This window comes from Pseudomonas nitroreducens (assembly GCF_024170165.1).
Lineage (GTDB): Bacteria > Pseudomonadota > Gammaproteobacteria > Pseudomonadales > Pseudomonadaceae > Pseudomonas > Pseudomonas nitroreducens_C.
In genome coordinates, this window is the sequence record NZ_JALJXP010000001.1 from 786,578 (window position 1) to 800,516 (window position 13,939).

Annotated in this window: 12 protein-coding genes; 6 read left to right on the forward strand and 6 right to left on the reverse strand. The window is 66.4% G+C overall.

Annotation, left to right across the window (positions count from 1 at the left end):
- Positions 1-540: 540 nt before the first annotated feature.
- The 6 genes from J2T47_RS03610 to J2T47_RS03635 all read right to left on the reverse strand — a co-directional run bounded on the left by J2T47_RS03610 (position 541) and on the right by J2T47_RS03635 (position 8,078).
- Positions 541-912 (reverse strand): gamma-butyrobetaine hydroxylase-like domain-containing protein, encoded by a 372-nt coding sequence (locus tag J2T47_RS03610; RefSeq protein WP_253442472.1) that lies wholly within the window; start codon positions 910-912, stop codon positions 541-543.
- 92 nt (positions 913-1,004) lie between these two features.
- Positions 1,005-2,345, reverse strand: coding sequence for an ATP-dependent protease ATPase subunit HslU (gene hslU / locus J2T47_RS03615; protein WP_253442474.1), 1,341 nt, complete (start codon positions 2,343-2,345; stop codon positions 1,005-1,007).
- Positions 2,346-2,373: 28 nt separating this feature from the next.
- On the reverse strand, positions 2,374-2,910 hold the full coding sequence (gene hslV / locus J2T47_RS03620) for an ATP-dependent protease subunit HslV (RefSeq protein ID WP_017520170.1): 537 nt from the start codon (positions 2,908-2,910) through the stop codon (positions 2,374-2,376).
- Between the two features lie 144 nt (positions 2,911-3,054).
- On the reverse strand, positions 3,055-3,867 hold the full coding sequence (locus tag J2T47_RS03625; RefSeq protein ID WP_253442476.1) for an SPOR domain-containing protein: 813 nt from the start codon (positions 3,865-3,867) through the stop codon (positions 3,055-3,057).
- Between the two features lie 6 nt (positions 3,868-3,873).
- The gene (gene argS / locus J2T47_RS03630) at positions 3,874-5,613 is read right to left on the reverse strand and encodes an arginine--tRNA ligase (RefSeq protein ID WP_253442478.1); all 1,740 of its coding nucleotides are present in this window, start codon (positions 5,611-5,613) and stop codon (positions 3,874-3,876) included.
- 203 nt (positions 5,614-5,816) lie between these two features.
- Positions 5,817-8,078 (reverse strand): primosomal protein N', encoded by a 2,262-nt coding sequence (locus J2T47_RS03635; protein ID WP_253442480.1) that lies wholly within the window; start codon positions 8,076-8,078, stop codon positions 5,817-5,819.
- Positions 8,079-8,253: 175 nt separating this feature from the next.
- On the opposite strand from J2T47_RS03635, the gene rpmE reads away from it, so the two are divergent.
- The 6 genes from rpmE (at position 8,254) to J2T47_RS03665 (ending at position 13,869) form a co-directional block, all read left to right on the forward strand.
- Positions 8,254-8,469 (forward strand): 50S ribosomal protein L31, encoded by a 216-nt coding sequence (gene rpmE, locus J2T47_RS03640; RefSeq protein ID WP_024766509.1) that lies wholly within the window; start codon positions 8,254-8,256, stop codon positions 8,467-8,469.
- Positions 8,470-8,545: 76 nt separating this feature from the next.
- Positions 8,546-9,298: a thermonuclease family protein gene (locus tag J2T47_RS03645; RefSeq protein ID WP_253442482.1), complete on the forward strand. Its 753-nt coding sequence runs from the start codon at positions 8,546-8,548 to the stop codon at positions 9,296-9,298.
- Positions 9,295-10,746 carry a M48 family metalloprotease gene (locus J2T47_RS03650; RefSeq protein WP_437180945.1) on the forward strand — a complete coding sequence of 484 codons (1,452 nt, stop codon included), beginning with the start codon at positions 9,295-9,297 and terminating at the stop codon, positions 10,744-10,746. The genes J2T47_RS03645 and J2T47_RS03650 overlap by 4 nt, the downstream gene beginning before the upstream one ends.
- A gap of 103 nt (positions 10,747-10,849) precedes the next feature.
- Positions 10,850-12,118: a malic enzyme-like NAD(P)-binding protein gene (locus tag J2T47_RS03655; RefSeq protein ID WP_253442484.1), complete on the forward strand. Its 1,269-nt coding sequence runs from the start codon at positions 10,850-10,852 to the stop codon at positions 12,116-12,118.
- 180 nt (positions 12,119-12,298) lie between these two features.
- On the forward strand, positions 12,299-13,072 hold the full coding sequence (locus J2T47_RS03660; protein ID WP_253442486.1) for a phosphatase PAP2 family protein: 774 nt from the start codon (positions 12,299-12,301) through the stop codon (positions 13,070-13,072).
- A 62-nt stretch (positions 13,073-13,134) separates the two neighbouring features.
- Positions 13,135-13,869, forward strand: a complete 735-nt coding sequence (locus tag J2T47_RS03665; protein ID WP_253442488.1) for a substrate-binding periplasmic protein — start codon at positions 13,135-13,137, stop codon at positions 13,867-13,869.
- The last annotated feature ends 70 nt before the right edge of the window (positions 13,870-13,939 follow it).

Genomic DNA, 13,939 nt, shown 5'->3' on the forward strand with positions numbered 1-13,939 from the left:
GCCGCGCAAGCTGGTGCAGCGTGGGCCAACTCCTGGGAGTATGTCGGGAAAAGTTAGAAAACGCGCCCTAGAGCGGGGGCATCTCGCCAAACCCGTGGTGACCACCCTGCACGCAGCAGTCTGCAACGGGAATGTTGCAAATGGCGTGCCCTGGCGCGATTGCCCGACGAAGGTTGGTGCGCAGGGGGCGGCGCAGAGCAAAGATCGAACGAGTTGGAGGCGCGGTTTACTGACGAACCGAATTTTCCCTGTAGGAGCGGGCCATGCCCGCGATCGCGCCCATGGGGCGCTCCTACAGGGATAAAGAGGGATTGCGACTCTGGGGATCTTCGTAGGCGCAACTGCCTTCCCCTGAAAGTTCGTGCTTGGGATTTCCCTCTCCCCCGCCCTCTCCCTTCAGGGAGAGGGCGGGGGAGAGGGCATGCTCCGGCGCGATATTTCCGGTAGGTAGCGGATTTATCCGCGATGGGTTTGGCGCGGCCTGGGGTCGATCGCGGACGGAGCCCGCTCCTGCACGGCCGGAAAGGGCGGCGCTGCGGCCTACAGCATGAGTTTGACCACGGACTCCGACGGGTCGCGCGATTTACCGGCCTTTTCCAGCTGCGCCAGGTAGTCGGCCCACATCTCATCCTGGCGCATGCACAGCTCGTAGAGGTAGTCCCAGGTGAACAGGCCGCTGTCGTGCCCGTCGTCGAAGGTCAGCTTGAGCGCGTACTGACCGGCCGCCTCGATGTTGCTCAGGGCGACATTCAGCTTGCCCACCTGCAGCACCGGGTTGCCGTGGCCCTGGACCTCCGCCGAGGGCGAATGCACCCGCAGGAACTCGGCGGACAGTTCGTACGACTGCTCCCCGTAAGTCAGCGAAAGCTTCTTCGAGGCCTTGTGCAGCTTGATGGCGGAAGGGATGCGCATGGACGGCTCCTGGGCGGCGATGTCGGCATTGTAGCGCCGCCGGAAAAACAGCGGGGCGCCCTGAGGCGCCCCGTCGCAGCGATGTGGATCGCTTAGAGGATGTAGCGGGACAGGTCTTCGTCCTGGGCCAGCTCACCCAGGTGGCCGTTGACGTAGGCCGCGTCGATCGCGATGGCCTTGTCGCTGTGCTCGCTGGCGAGGTCGGCGGCGTCGAAGGACACCTCTTCGAGCAGGCGCTCGAGCAGGGTGTGCAGGCGGCGGGCACCGATGTTCTCGGTCTTCTCGTTGACCTGGAAAGCGATCTCCGCGAGGCGCTTGATGCCGTCGGCGGCGAACTCGATGTCCAGGCCTTCGGTCTTCAGCAGCGCGGTGTACTGCTCGGTCAGCGACGCGTGCGGCTCGCTGAGGATGCGCTCGAAGTCGCTCGGGCTCAGGGCTTTCAGCTCGACGCGGATCGGCAGGCGGCCCTGCAGTTCCGGCACCAGGTCGCTGGGCTTGGACAGGTGGAATGCGCCCGAGGCGATGAACAGGATGTGGTCGGTCTTCACCATGCCCAGCTTGGTGTTTACGGTGCAGCCCTCGATCAGCGGCAGCAGGTCACGCTGCACGCCCTCGCGGGAGACATCGGCGCCGCCGACGTTGCCGCGCTTGGCGATCTTGTCGATCTCGTCGATGAAGACGATGCCGTTCTGCTCCACGGCTTCGAGGGCGCGGGCCTTGAGGTCCTCTTCGTTGACCAGGCGCTGCGCTTCCTCGTCGCGGATCAGCTTCATCGCCTCGGCGACCTTCAGCTTGCGGCTCTTGCGCTTGCCCTTGCCCATGTTGGAGAACAGGCTCTGCAGCTGGTTGGTCATCTCTTCCATGCCGGGCGGGGCCATGATTTCCACGCCCGAGGGGATGTCGGCGACCTCGATGTCGATTTCCTTGTCGTCCAGCTGGCCTTCGCGCAGGCGCTTGCGGAACAGCTGGCGGGTGTTGGAGTCCTCGCGCGCCGGTTCGTCACCGAAGCCGGTGGTGCGCGCCGGTGGCAGCAGGGCGTCGAGGATGCGCTCTTCGGCGGCGTCTTCGGCGCGGTACTTCACCTTCTGCACTTCCTGCTCGCGGAGCATCTTGATCGCGGCATCGGCGAGGTCGCGGATGATCGACTCGACGTCACGGCCGACGTAGCCGACTTCGGTGAACTTGGTCGCTTCCACCTTGATGAAGGGCGCGTTGGCCAGCTTGGCCAGGCGACGGGCGATCTCGGTCTTGCCGACGCCGGTCGGGCCGATCATCAGGATGTTCTTGGGCGTCACTTCGGCGCGCAGTTCGGCCGGCAGCTGCATGCGCCGCCAGCGGTTGCGCAGGGCGATGGCGACGGCGCGCTTGGCGTCGTCCTGGCCGATGATGTGACGGTTGAGTTCGTGGACGATCTCGCGGGGAGTCATGGACATTTGACGTGCTACTCCGGAGCGACAGCGCTTAGACGGCGCTGTCGAGCTCCTCAAGGGTCAGGTTCTGGTTGGTGAACACGCAGATGGAGCCGGCGATGTTCAGTGCGGTCTCGGCGATCTCGCGGGCGCTCATGTCGTCACTGCCTTTCTGCAGCAGGGCCAGCGCCGCCGCCTGGGCGAAGCCGCCGCCCGAGCCCATGGCGATCAGGCCGTGCTCGGGCTCGACCACGTCACCGTTGCCGGTGATGATCAGCGATGCGTCCTTGTTGGCGACTGCCAGCATGGCTTCCAGACGGCTCAGGGAGCGATCGGTACGCCAGTCCTTGGCCAGCTCGACGGCGGCGCGCACCAGGTGGCCCTGGTGTTTTTCCAGCTGCTGCTCGAAGCGTTCGAAGAGGGTGAAGGCATCGGCGGTGGCTCCGGCGAAGCCGGCCAGTACTTCACCGTGGTACAGGCGACGGACTTTCTTCGCGTTGCCTTTCATCACGGTGTTGCCCAGGGAAACCTGGCCGTCGCCGCCCATGACGACTTTGCCATTGCGGCGGACAGATACGATGGTGGTCAAGGGTCTTACTCCACACTAGCGGGGCGATGTGCCCGAATGCAGAGTCAGATGGGGACTAGGAAGGCGGGGTTCAAGTCCTGCGCCGGACGAGTAGCGCGCATTTCGCGCGCCGCCCGTCGGCGCAAGCCTTGCAGAGGCCGGGGTTCAGCGGGTCTGGCGCTGCTGTAACAGCAGGTTGCTGAAACCGTTGCTGGCCAGTTGTTTCTGCGCAGCGGAGGCCTTGGCGCGGTCGCCGTAGGGGCCGACCATGACGCGGTACCAGGTTTCGTCGCGCACGGTGCCGGACTCCACGCGGGCGTTCTGGCCCATCATGATGATCTGCGCGCGCAGGTGGTCGGCGTCGGTCTGTTTGCGGAACGAGCCAGCCTGCAGGTAGTACTGGGTCGCGGCCACGGCCGGCGGTGGCGTCGGCTTGGCTGGCGCGGTATCGCTGGCCGGAGCCTGCGGCAGGGCCTGCTTCTGCGCGCTGGCGACCTGGGTCGCGGGCGGCGTGGCGGGCGTTGCCGGCTTGACCACCGCGGGTGGCGGCGGGTTCTGCCCACTCAGCGCCGCCAGGGCGCGCTGGGTGTCGATCTTCTCGGCTTCTTCCTTGGTTGCGACCACGGTCGCCGGCTGCTGCGGCTTGGCCGGCGGCGGCACGGCTTCCGGCGGCACGGCGACTTCCGAGCCCGGCAGCAGGGTGTAGAAGTCGTACTTGGGCTTCACCCCGGTCGGCGCGGCCGGTTGCTGCGGCTGTACGGTGCCGGAGGGCTTGTTGGAGCCGACCACGGTCTTGGGCGCCTCCGGCTTCTCGCGTTTGACGTCGTTGCGACCCGGCTCCAGCTTCATCAGGAACATGATGAAGCCGCCGATGGCCAGGCCGGCGACCAGCCAGACCCAGCCGGGGACCGAAGTCTTCTTGGCCGGGGCCTGGTAGCGGCTGGCGCCGCGCTTGGGAGCGGGTTTCTTCTTCGCCATGGGTGCTTACATGCGCTCCAGGGTTTCCAGGCCCAGCAGCTCCAGGCCCTGCTTGAGGGTACGGCCGGTCAGTGCGGCGAGGCGCAGACGGCTTTCCTGTTGCGCCGGGTCTTCGGCAGTGAGGATCGGGCAGTGCTCGTAGAAGCTGGAGAACAGGCCGGCCAGCTCGTACAGGTAGGCGCAGAGGATGTGCGGGACACCCTTGATCGCCACGTTGTTGAGCAGGTCGGTGAACTGCGCCAGCTGCGCGGCCAGGGCGATTTCCTGGGGCTGCTGCAGAGTGATGCTGCCGCCCACTTCGTCGTAGGTCTTGCCCAGCTTGCGGAAGATGCTCGCCACGCGGGTGTACGCATACAGCAGGTACGGCGCAGTGTTGCCTTCGAAACTCAGCATCAGGTCGAAGTTGAAGCTGTAGTCGCTGGTGCGGTGCTTGGACAGGTCGGCGTACTTCACCGCGCCGATGCCGACGGCGTGGGCGATCTGGCGCAGGTCCTGCTCGCTGAAGTCGGGGTTCTTGCCCTTCACCAGGGTGTAGGCGCGTTCTTCGGCTTCGATCAGCAGGTCGATCAGCTTCACGGTGCCGCCGTCGCGGGTCTTGAACGGCTTGCCGTCGGCACCGTTCATGGTGCCGAAGCCCATGTGCTCCAGCTCCATGCTGGCCGGGACGAAACCGGCGCGGCGCGCCACTTCGAACACCTGCTGGAAGTGCAGGGCCTGACGCTGGTCGACGAAGTACAGCACGCGGTCGGCGTGCAGCACCTTGTGGCGGTAGCGCATGGCGGCCAGGTCGGTGGTGGCGTAGAGGTAGCCGCCGCCGGCCTTCTGCACGATCACCGGCAGCGGCTCGCCTTCGGCGTTCTTGAACTCGTCGAGGAACACGCACAGCGCGCCGTCGCTCTCGACCAGCAGGCCCTTGGCGGTCAGGTCGGCCACCACCTGGGCGAGGTCGTCGTTGTAGGCGCTCTCGCCCTTCACGTCGGCCATGGTCAGCTTCACGCCCAGCAGGTCGTAGACCTTCTGGCAGTGCGACAGGGAGATGTCGTTGAAGCGGGTCCACAGGGCGATGCACTTGGGATCGTTGGCCTGCAGCTTCACCACCAGCTCACGGGCGCGGTCGGCGAACTCGGGGGACTCGTCGAAGCGCTTCTTGGCGGCGCGGTAGAAGACTTCCAGGTCGTGCAGTTCGGCCTGGGCGTCCACCGGTTGTTCTTCCAGGTAGGCCAGCAGCATGCCGAACTGGGTGCCCCAGTCGCCCACGTGGTTCTGGCGGATCACGGTGTCGCCGAGGAACTCCAGCACGCGGCTGACGGCGTCGCCGATGATGGTCGAGCGCAGGTGGCCGACGTGCATTTCCTTCGCCAGGTTCGGCGAGGACAGGTCCACCACCACGCGCTGGGCGCTGCCGGCCTTGCGTACGCCGATGTGGCCGTCGGCCAGGGCCTTGTCGAGGCTGGCGGCGAGCCAGGCCTGGTCCTGGAAGAAGTTCAGGAAGCCGGGGCCGGCGATCTCGACCTTGGCCACTTCCGGGCTCTGCGGCAGCGCTTCGACCAGCTTGGTGGCGAGGTCGCGCGGCTTCATGCCGGCCGGCTTGGCCAGCATCATGGCGATGTTGCTGGCGAAGTCACCGTGGGTTCGGTCCTTGGTGTTCTCCACCTGGATGTCGGGCGTCAGGCCGGCGGGCAGGGTGCCGTCTTCGGTGAGGCTGACAAGGGCTTGCTGGATCAGGTGGCGAATCGTGTCTTTCATGGTTTTCTCCGTGCTCGCGTGCATCCGGCGCGCGCGACCGGTTATCGGGCTCAGAACCGCGCATTATCCGTGGCCGGGCATGGCTTGCCAACCGCGGAGCGCTCCGAGTTCAGTCTCGCCGCTGTGCCATCTGTCGCGGCTGATGGAAGTCAATGTAGGACGGATGCGCAAGCCCGGAGGGTTTTATCCGTACGGTGCATCGGTCAGAACAGGTCAATCGGGTCCACGTCCAGCGACCAGCGCACCTGGCGCCCGCTGGGCATGCCTTCGAGGGTCTGCAGCCAGGGCGTGAGCAGGCGGTGCAGTGGTGCACGGGCGGCGCTCATCAGCAGCAGCTGGGCGCGGTAACGGCCAGCGCGGCGTTCCATGGGAGCCGGCACCGGACCAAGGAGTTCCACTTCGTGGCCGAGCGTGGCCTGCAGGCGCTCGGCCTCGGCGCAGGCTTCGTCGAGGAAACCTTCGGCCTGCCCCGGCTTGTGCGCTTCGGCACGCAGCAGGGCGAGGTGCGAGAAGGGCGGCAGGCCGGCGGAGCGGCGCTCGGTGAGGGCCTGATCGGCGAAGGCGAAGTAGCCCTGCTCGGTGAGCTGCACCAGTAGCGGGTGGTCGGCCAGGTGGGTCTGGATCAGCACGCGGCCCGGTTCCTCGGCGCGCCCGGCGCGGCCGGCGACCTGGACGATCTGCTGGGCCATGCGCTCGCTGGCGCGGAAGTCGGCGGAGAACAGCCCGCCGTCGGCATCGAGAATCGCCACCAGGGTGACGCGCGGGAAATGGTGCCCCTTGGCGAGCATCTGCGTGCCCACCAGGATGCACGGCTCGCCTTTATTGATAGTGGCGAACAGGTCGCGCATGGCGTGCTTGCGCGAGGTGCTGTCGCGGTCGATGCGCAGCACCGGGTAATCGGGGAAGAGGATGCGCAGCCGCTCCTCCGCGCGCTCGGTGCCGGCCCCGACCGGGCGCAGGTCCACCGTGCCGCATTTCGGGCAGTTGCGCGGCGGCCGCTCGCGGTGATCGCAGTGGTGGCAGCGCAGCTCGCCGCTGCCCTGGTGCACGGTCATCCGCGCGTCGCAGCGCGGGCACTGGCTGATCCAGCCGCAGTCGTGGCACAGCAGGGTTGGGGCGAAGCCGCGGCGGTTCAGGTAGACCAGTACCTGCTGGCCGGCGGCCAGGGTTTCCTTGATCGAACGCTGCAGCGGCATGGAAATGCCCGAATCCAGCGGCAGGCTCTTCACGTCCAGGCGGTGGAACTTCGGCTGGTGCGCGCCGCCGGCGCGCTGGGTCAGGCGCAGCAGGCCGTAGCGGCCGCTCTGGGCGTTGTGCAGGCTTTCCAGTGCGGGGGTGGCGGAGCCCAGCAGAATCGGCACGTTCTCCAGCCGCGCGCGCACCATGGCCAGGTCGCGGGCGTGGTAGCGCAGGCCTTCCTGCTGTTTATAGGAAGCGTCGTGCTCCTCGTCGATGATGATCAACCCCGGATTCTTCATGGGGGTGAACAGCGCCGAGCGGGTACCGATGACGATGTCCGCCTCGCCGTCGCGGGCGGCCAGCCAGGCGTCGAGGCGCTCGCGATCGGTCAGCGCGGAGTGCAGCAGGGCGATGCGCGCGTTGAAGCGGCGCTCGAAGCGGCTCAGGGTCTGCGGGCCGAGGTTGATTTCGGGGATCAGCACCAGCGCCTGCTTACCGGCTTCCAGGGTCTCGCGGATCAGTTGCAGGTAGACCTCGGTCTTGCCGCTGCCGGTGACGCCGGCCAGGAGGAAACTGTGGAAACTGCCGAAACCGGCGCGCACGGCCTCGAAGGCGGCACGTTGCTCGGCGTTCAGCGGCAGTTCCGCCTGCGCCAGCCACGGGCCGTGGTGCGGCGCCACGCTGTGTACGCGCACCTCCAGGGTGACCAGGCCCTTTTCCTGCAGCAGGTCGAGGCTGTCCTTGTTGATCTGCAACTGGCTCAGCAGGTCGTGGGCGACGCCGTGGGGGTGCTGTTTGAGGATCTTCAGCGTCTCGCGCTGGCGCGGTGCGCGGGCCAGGCGCGGGTCTTCCTCGCGTGCGCCGGGCTCGGCGTGCCAGAAACGCTGCTGGCGCGCCTCGGCCGGGTCGCCCTGGCGCAGCAGGTTGGGCAGCGCCCAGGAGAAGGTGTCGCCCAGGCTGTGCTGGTAGTACTGCGATGTCCAGCGGCAGAGTTCCAGCAGGTGCGCCGGCATCGGCGGTTCGCTGTCGAGCACCGCCAGGGCCGGGCGCAGCTTGTCCGCCGGGACCTCGGAGGTTTCCACCTTGTCCACCAGCACGCCGACCATCTCGCGGCGGCCGAATGGCACGCGCAGGCGCACGCCCGGCTGCAGGCGCGATGCATCGACCCCGCGCGGGGGCAGGTAGTCGAACAGGCGGCGCAGCGGCGAGGGCAGGGCGAGGCGCAGGATGGACGGTGACGGCACGCGACGGATTCCGGGGCGGCGGGAAGCGTCGGATGGTAGCATGGGCAATGCGACGGTCGGTCATGCCTGATCTTGCGTTGAAAGCGTTCTCTGGTATGATCCACGCCCTTAATTTCCGTGCGGTGCCCGGTAAAAGATCCCGCCCGCGGTCCTCGATGACCGTGGCTCGGCTTCTGCCAGAGACTGGGTGGCGGCACACCACCGAGAGGAAGAGACCATGAAACCGGAAATCCATCCCGCGTACGAAGACATCGAAGCTACCTGCAGCTGTGGCAACGTGATCAAGACCCGTTCCACCCTGTGCAAGGGCATTCACCTGGACGTCTGCTCCGAGTGCCACCCCTTCTACACCGGTAAGCAGAAAGTTCTGGACACCGGCGGCCGTATCGACCGCTTCAACCAGCGCTTCGCCATGTTCGGCGGCAAGAAGTAAGATCGATTTCCGGGAAAGGCCCACGATGGTTTTTCACGGTAATTCGAAAAAGGCGTCCCTCGTGGGCGCCTTTTTTATGGCTGTCCTTTTTTCCCTGGACGCCAGCGCCGCTGCCTGCCCGAAGCCCTCGGCGACTGAAACGGTGCGCGTGGCACGGGTGGTGGACGGCGATACGCTGAAGCTGGCCGACGGCCGCAGCGTCCGCCTGATCGGCGTCAACGCCCCGGAACTGGCCCACCGCGGCCGCTCCGAAGAGCCCTTCGCGGTGGCTGCCCAGCGCCGCCTGCAGGAGCTGGTGGCAGCCAATGACGGCGAGGTCGGCCTGGTCACCGGCCCGCAGGGCAAGGACAAGTACGGTCGCACCCTGGCGCATACCTACGACGTCCACGGCAACAACCTCGAATCCCGCCTGCTCGCCGAGGGCCTGGGCTACCTTGTAGCTATCGCCCCCAACACCGACCTCACCGCCTGCCAGCAGGCTGCCGAGCAGAAGGCCCGCAGCGCCGGGCTCGGACTGTGGAAGCGTTCTCCGGTGCAAACGGCGGAACAACTTCACGAAAGCGGATTCGCCGTGGTTCGCGGGCGGGTCGAGCAGGTACAACGCAATCGCGGCGGCCTGTGGATCGATCTCGATGGGCCGCTGGTGCTGCGGATCGAGGCGAGACTCGTGAAGCGCTTCGACGATGCAACCCTGCGCGATCTCAAGGGTCGACAGATAGAGGCGCGCGGCTGGGTCATCGACCGCGCCGAGCGTGGTGGCGTGAAACCCGGACAGGCGCGCTGGATGCTGCCTGTGACCGACCCGGCGATGATGGAGGTATTGCCATGAGCTTGCGCTCGTTCGGAATCCTGACCCTGCTGGCGCTGCTGGGCGTCCTCGGCGGCTGCGCCACCAACCCGGCCACCGGCAAGTCTGACTTCGTGATGATGAGCGAGCAGAGCGAGCTGGAGATGGGGCAGAAGTACAGCCAGCAGATCGCCCAGCAGTATCCGCGCTATGAAGACGGCAAGCTGCAGGCCTATGTCCAGCAGGTCGGCGAGCGGGTTGCCCGCGCCAGCGACCGGCCGAACCTGCAATATCACTTCACGGTCATCGACACCCCGGATATCAACGCCTTCGCCCTGCCCGGCGGCTACATCTATATCCACCGCGGGCTGATGGCCTACCTGGGCTCCGAAGCCGAGCTGGCCGCCGTGCTCGGTCACGAAGTCGGCCATGTCACCGCCCGCCACAGTGTGCGCCAGCAGAGCCAGTCCAGCGCCTGGAGCATCCTCGGCCAGGCCGTGGCCATCGGCACCGGCGTCGGGGCGGCGGCGGACCTCACCAACGTGCTCGGCACCGCCTTCGTGCGTGGCTATGGCCGCGACATGGAGCTGGAGGCCGACGGCCTGGGCGCCAAGTACCTGGCCCGCGCCGGCTACGACCCGACCGCCATGATCCAGGTGGTGCGGGTGCTGAAGAACCAGGAGGATTTCGCCCGTGACGAGGCCGCGCGCAAGGGCCAGGCCGCCCAGCCGGTCGGCTACCACGGCTTGTTCGACACCCACCCGGACAACGACCAGCGTCTCAAGCAGGTCATCGGCCCCGCCCAGACCCTGGCCGCCAACAGCCAGCACGAGATCGGCGCCGAGCGCTACCTGAAGGCCATCGACGGCATGCCTTTCGGCGACTCCGCCGCCAGCGGCGTGCGCCGTGGGCAGAGCTTCTACCACTCGGAGCTGGACTTCACCCTGACCTACCCGTCGGGCTGGGGCATCCTCAACCAGCCGACCGCGCTGGTGGGTTACACCGCCGACCAGCAGGCCTACATCGGCATGAAGCTGGTGCCCCGCGACGGCCAGCTGACTCCGGCGGAATACCTGCGCAAGGGCGCTGGTGGGCGGTTATCGAACGAAGAAAGCTTCCAGCAGGCCGGGCTCGACGTCGCCACCGGCGTAGTGCCCGGTTCGCTGGCGCGCCGCGCCGCGGTGATCTACCAGAAGGACCACGCCTTCCTGTTCATCGGTGTGGTCAAAGGTCGCGCCTCGCTGGAAAGCGAGGACGACCACTTCATGCAGGTCATCCGCAGCTTCCGGCCGATGCGTGCGGACGAGCAGAAGTTCGCACAACCGCGCCGGATCGCCGTTATTCAGGTCAAATCCGGGCAGACTGTCGAGCAGTTCGCGAAGGCCGAATCCGGTCCGGAATCTGACTCGATTAATCGTATACGTTTGTTGAATGACTTGTATCCAACTGGTCAGCCAAAAGCGGGTGACTGGCTGAAAGTCGTACGCTAGAGGTCTTGACAGCAGGGGCTTGGGCTACCTTGGCAGGTGCGGGGTTTGTGCGTATGCTCGGGCCCCCGTCTGTCCAACAAGCAACAAAAGCGGAAGTGCCCAAATGTCTGATCTCAAGACCGCTGCCCTCGAATATCACGCCCAACCCCGCCCCGGTAAACTGAGCGTCGAGCTGACCAAGCCGACCGCCACCGCCCGCGACCTGTCGCTGGCGTACAGCCCGGGCGTCGCCGAGCCGGTGCGCGAAATCGCGCGTGATCCGGAACTGGCCTTCAAGTACACCGGCAAGGGCAACCTGGTCGCGGTCATTTCCGACGGCACCGCCATTCTCGGCCTGGGCAACCTCGGCCCGCTGGCCTCCAAACCGGTCATGGAAGGCAAGGGCGTGCTGTTCAAGCGCTTCGCCGGTGTCGACGTGTTCGACATCGAAGTCGACGCCGAGAGCCCGCAGGCCTTCATCGATACCGTCAAGCGCATCTCCATCACCTTCGGCGGCATCAACCTGGAAGACATCAAGGCGCCTGAGTGCTTCGAGATCGAGCGCGCGCTGATCGAACAGTGCGACATCCCGGTGTTCCACGATGACCAGCACGGTACCGCCATCGTCACCGCGGCCGGCATGCTCAACGCCCTGGAAATCGCCGGCAAGAAGCTGGAAACCGCGAAGATCGTCTGCCTGGGCGCTGGCGCTGCCGCCATCTCCTGCATGAAGCTGCTGGTGAGCATGGGTGGCAAGGTCGAGAACATCTACATGATCGACCGCCAGGGCGTGATCCACGCCGGCCGCAACGACCTGAACCAGTACAAGGCCGTGTTCGCCACCGAGACCGACAAGCGCACCCTGGCTGACGCCCTGGAAGGCGCCGACGTATTCGTCGGCCTGTCCGGCGCCAACCTGCTGAGCCCGGAAGACCTCAAGCGCATGGCGCCGAACCCGATCGTCTTCGCCTGCTCCAACCCGGACCCGGAAATCAAGCCGGAACTGGCCCACGCCACCCGCGACGACGTGATCATGGCCACCGGCCGTTCGGACTACCCGAACCAGGTCAACAACGTACTGGGCTTCCCCTTCATCTTCCGCGGCGCCCTGGACGTGCGTGCCACCCGCATCAACGAAGAGATGAAGATCGCTGCCGCCCTGGCCCTGCGTGACCTGGCCAAGCTGCCGGTACCCAAGGACGTGTGCGACGCCTACGGCGTGAGCGCCATCGAGTTCGGCCGCGAGTACATCATTCCGAAGCCGATGGACAAGCGCCTGATCACCGTCGTTTCCGACGCGGTGGCCAAGGCCGCCATCGAGACCGGCGTGGCGACCCTGCCGTATCCGAAGCACTACCCGCTGCAGTCGGTGGAAGACGTCTTCAAAGGCTGATTCCGTCTGACTCGAAGAACCCCGCCTCGGCGGGGTTTTTCTTTTTCCGCTGAAGGAAACGAAGAGTTACCGATTAATGACTGAAGGCAGGAGCCTTCAGAATGTACCGGACTATCCTTCCCCGCTCATGCATTGACGCGTCCGCTGACCTGGAGCGGGCCGGGCGCATGGGGGAGCATCATGAATCGGACTTTGCTGGCAGTCGCCACCCTGGCGGCCAGCGCCGCGCTCATCGGTTGCGCAGGGGCACCGCAAATGAGCTGGGACAGGGTAGGGGATTCGGCGCAGCGCGCGGTCACCAGTGCGGACGTCTGGGCCCCGGTGGCCGGCGCGGCTGTGATCGCCGCGGGTGGCTGGGACCACCAGTGGCAGAAGTCGGCGAGCAACCACGACTGGTTCTTCGGCGGCGATGCCAACCAGGCGGCCGACCGCATGCTCAACCTCGCCACCGGCCTGAGCGTGGTGACTGCCCTGGTGGCTTCGCCCAAGGACGTGAGCAGCGAGGAGAAGTGGAGCTGGCGCGGGCGCAACCTGGCGCTGCTGACGGCGGACCGCTACGCCGTGACCGGCTTCGTCGAGGAGGCCAAGGAATGGTCAGGGCGCGAGCGGCCGGACGAGATTCCCGACGACTCCTTCCCGTCCAAGCACACCGCCGTGACGGCCGTGCACACCAGTTTCACCCGTCGCAACCTGGACTACATCGACATGGACCCGACCTGGCGCTACACCGCCAAGGCCGGGCTCTACACGCTCGACGGGCTGACCGCGCTGTCGCGCGTGGAAGGTGACAAGCACTACCCCACGGATGTGCTGGTGGGGATGGCGGTGGGCAATTTCTTCGCCAATTTCACCTACAACCTGTTCCTCGAGGGCCCGGAGAGCCAGCGCTACAACGTGACCGTGGTGCCGGAAACCGGCGGCGGCATGAGCCTGCGCGCAGCGATGCTGTTCTGAGGTTGGCGCGACGCCGTGGGCAGCGTCTAGTCTTGAAAGCTTCTCCCTGGACGACAACCCCGATGCCGTTGCGCCTGCTGTTGATCCTCTTGATCCTGTGCGGTACCAGCGCGGTGCGGGCCGGGGAAGTGCTGCGCATCGCGGCGGACCGCTGGCCGCCCTATGCGGACCGCCAGTTGCCCGGCAACGGTGTGGCGGTGCATCTGGTGCAGGCGGCACTCAAGCGTGCCGGGTACGCCAGCGAGTACATCGAGGTGCCCTGGCCGCGTGTGCTGCACGGCGTGGCCAACGGCGAGTACGATCTGGTGGCGGATGCCTGGTACTCGCCGGAGCGGGAATCCTTCGCGGTGTACTCCGAGCCCTACCTGGTCAACCGCGTCCGCCTGATCAAGCGCCAGGGCTCGCCCATCACCTTTGCCAGGCTGGCCGACCTCTACCCTTACCGCATCGCCATGGTGCGCGGGTACGCCTATTCCGAGGCGTTCAACAACGATCCGAAACTGCAGCGGGTGCCGGTGTTCAGCTTCGTCAACGCGGCGCTGATGCTGCAGGCCGGGCGGGTGGACCTGACGCTGGAAGACGAGATCACCGCGCGGGTGCACTTCAATGGCGACCTCGCCGAACTCAAGGGTCAACTGGAATTCCTGCCGCTGCCGCTGACCGAGAACGGCCTGCATATCCTGGTCGGCCGGCACAACCCGCATCATGCCGAGATAGTCGCGGCGTTCGACAAGGCGATCCGTGAGATGCATGAGGATGGCAGCTACGACGAACTGATGCGCGAGTACGGACTGTAGCGGGCGTTGCGTTTCCTTGTAGGAGCGGGCCGTGCCCGCGATCGCGCAAATGGCCCGCGCCTGCAGGTTG

Bases quoted from the DNA above. Each gene is read 5' to 3' on its own strand.
- J2T47_RS03650 (WP_437180945.1), top strand. From the start codon at position 9,295: ATGAGCTTGCGCTCGTTCGGAATCCTGACCCTGCTGGCGCTGCTGGGC.
- rpmE (WP_024766509.1), top strand. From the start codon at position 8,254: ATGAAACCGGAAATCCATCCCGCGTACGAAGACATCGAAGCTACCTGC.
- J2T47_RS03635 (WP_253442480.1), bottom strand. From the start codon at position 8,078: ATGCTACCATCCGACGCTTCCCGCCGCCCCGGAATCCGTCGCGTGCCG.
- J2T47_RS03665 (WP_253442488.1), top strand. From the start codon at position 13,135: ATGCCGTTGCGCCTGCTGTTGATCCTCTTGATCCTGTGCGGTACCAGC.
- argS (WP_253442478.1), bottom strand. From the start codon at position 5,613: ATGAAAGACACGATTCGCCACCTGATCCAGCAAGCCCTTGTCAGCCTC.
- J2T47_RS03655 (WP_253442484.1), top strand. From the start codon at position 10,850: ATGTCTGATCTCAAGACCGCTGCCCTCGAATATCACGCCCAACCCCGC.
- J2T47_RS03660 (WP_253442486.1), top strand. From the start codon at position 12,299: ATGAATCGGACTTTGCTGGCAGTCGCCACCCTGGCGGCCAGCGCCGCG.
- J2T47_RS03625 (WP_253442476.1), bottom strand. From the start codon at position 3,867: ATGGCGAAGAAGAAACCCGCTCCCAAGCGCGGCGCCAGCCGCTACCAG.
- J2T47_RS03645 (WP_253442482.1), top strand. From the start codon at position 8,546: ATGGCTGTCCTTTTTTCCCTGGACGCCAGCGCCGCTGCCTGCCCGAAG.
- hslU (WP_253442474.1), bottom strand. From the start codon at position 2,345: ATGTCCATGACTCCCCGCGAGATCGTCCACGAACTCAACCGTCACATC.
- J2T47_RS03610 (WP_253442472.1), bottom strand. From the start codon at position 912: ATGCGCATCCCTTCCGCCATCAAGCTGCACAAGGCCTCGAAGAAGCTT.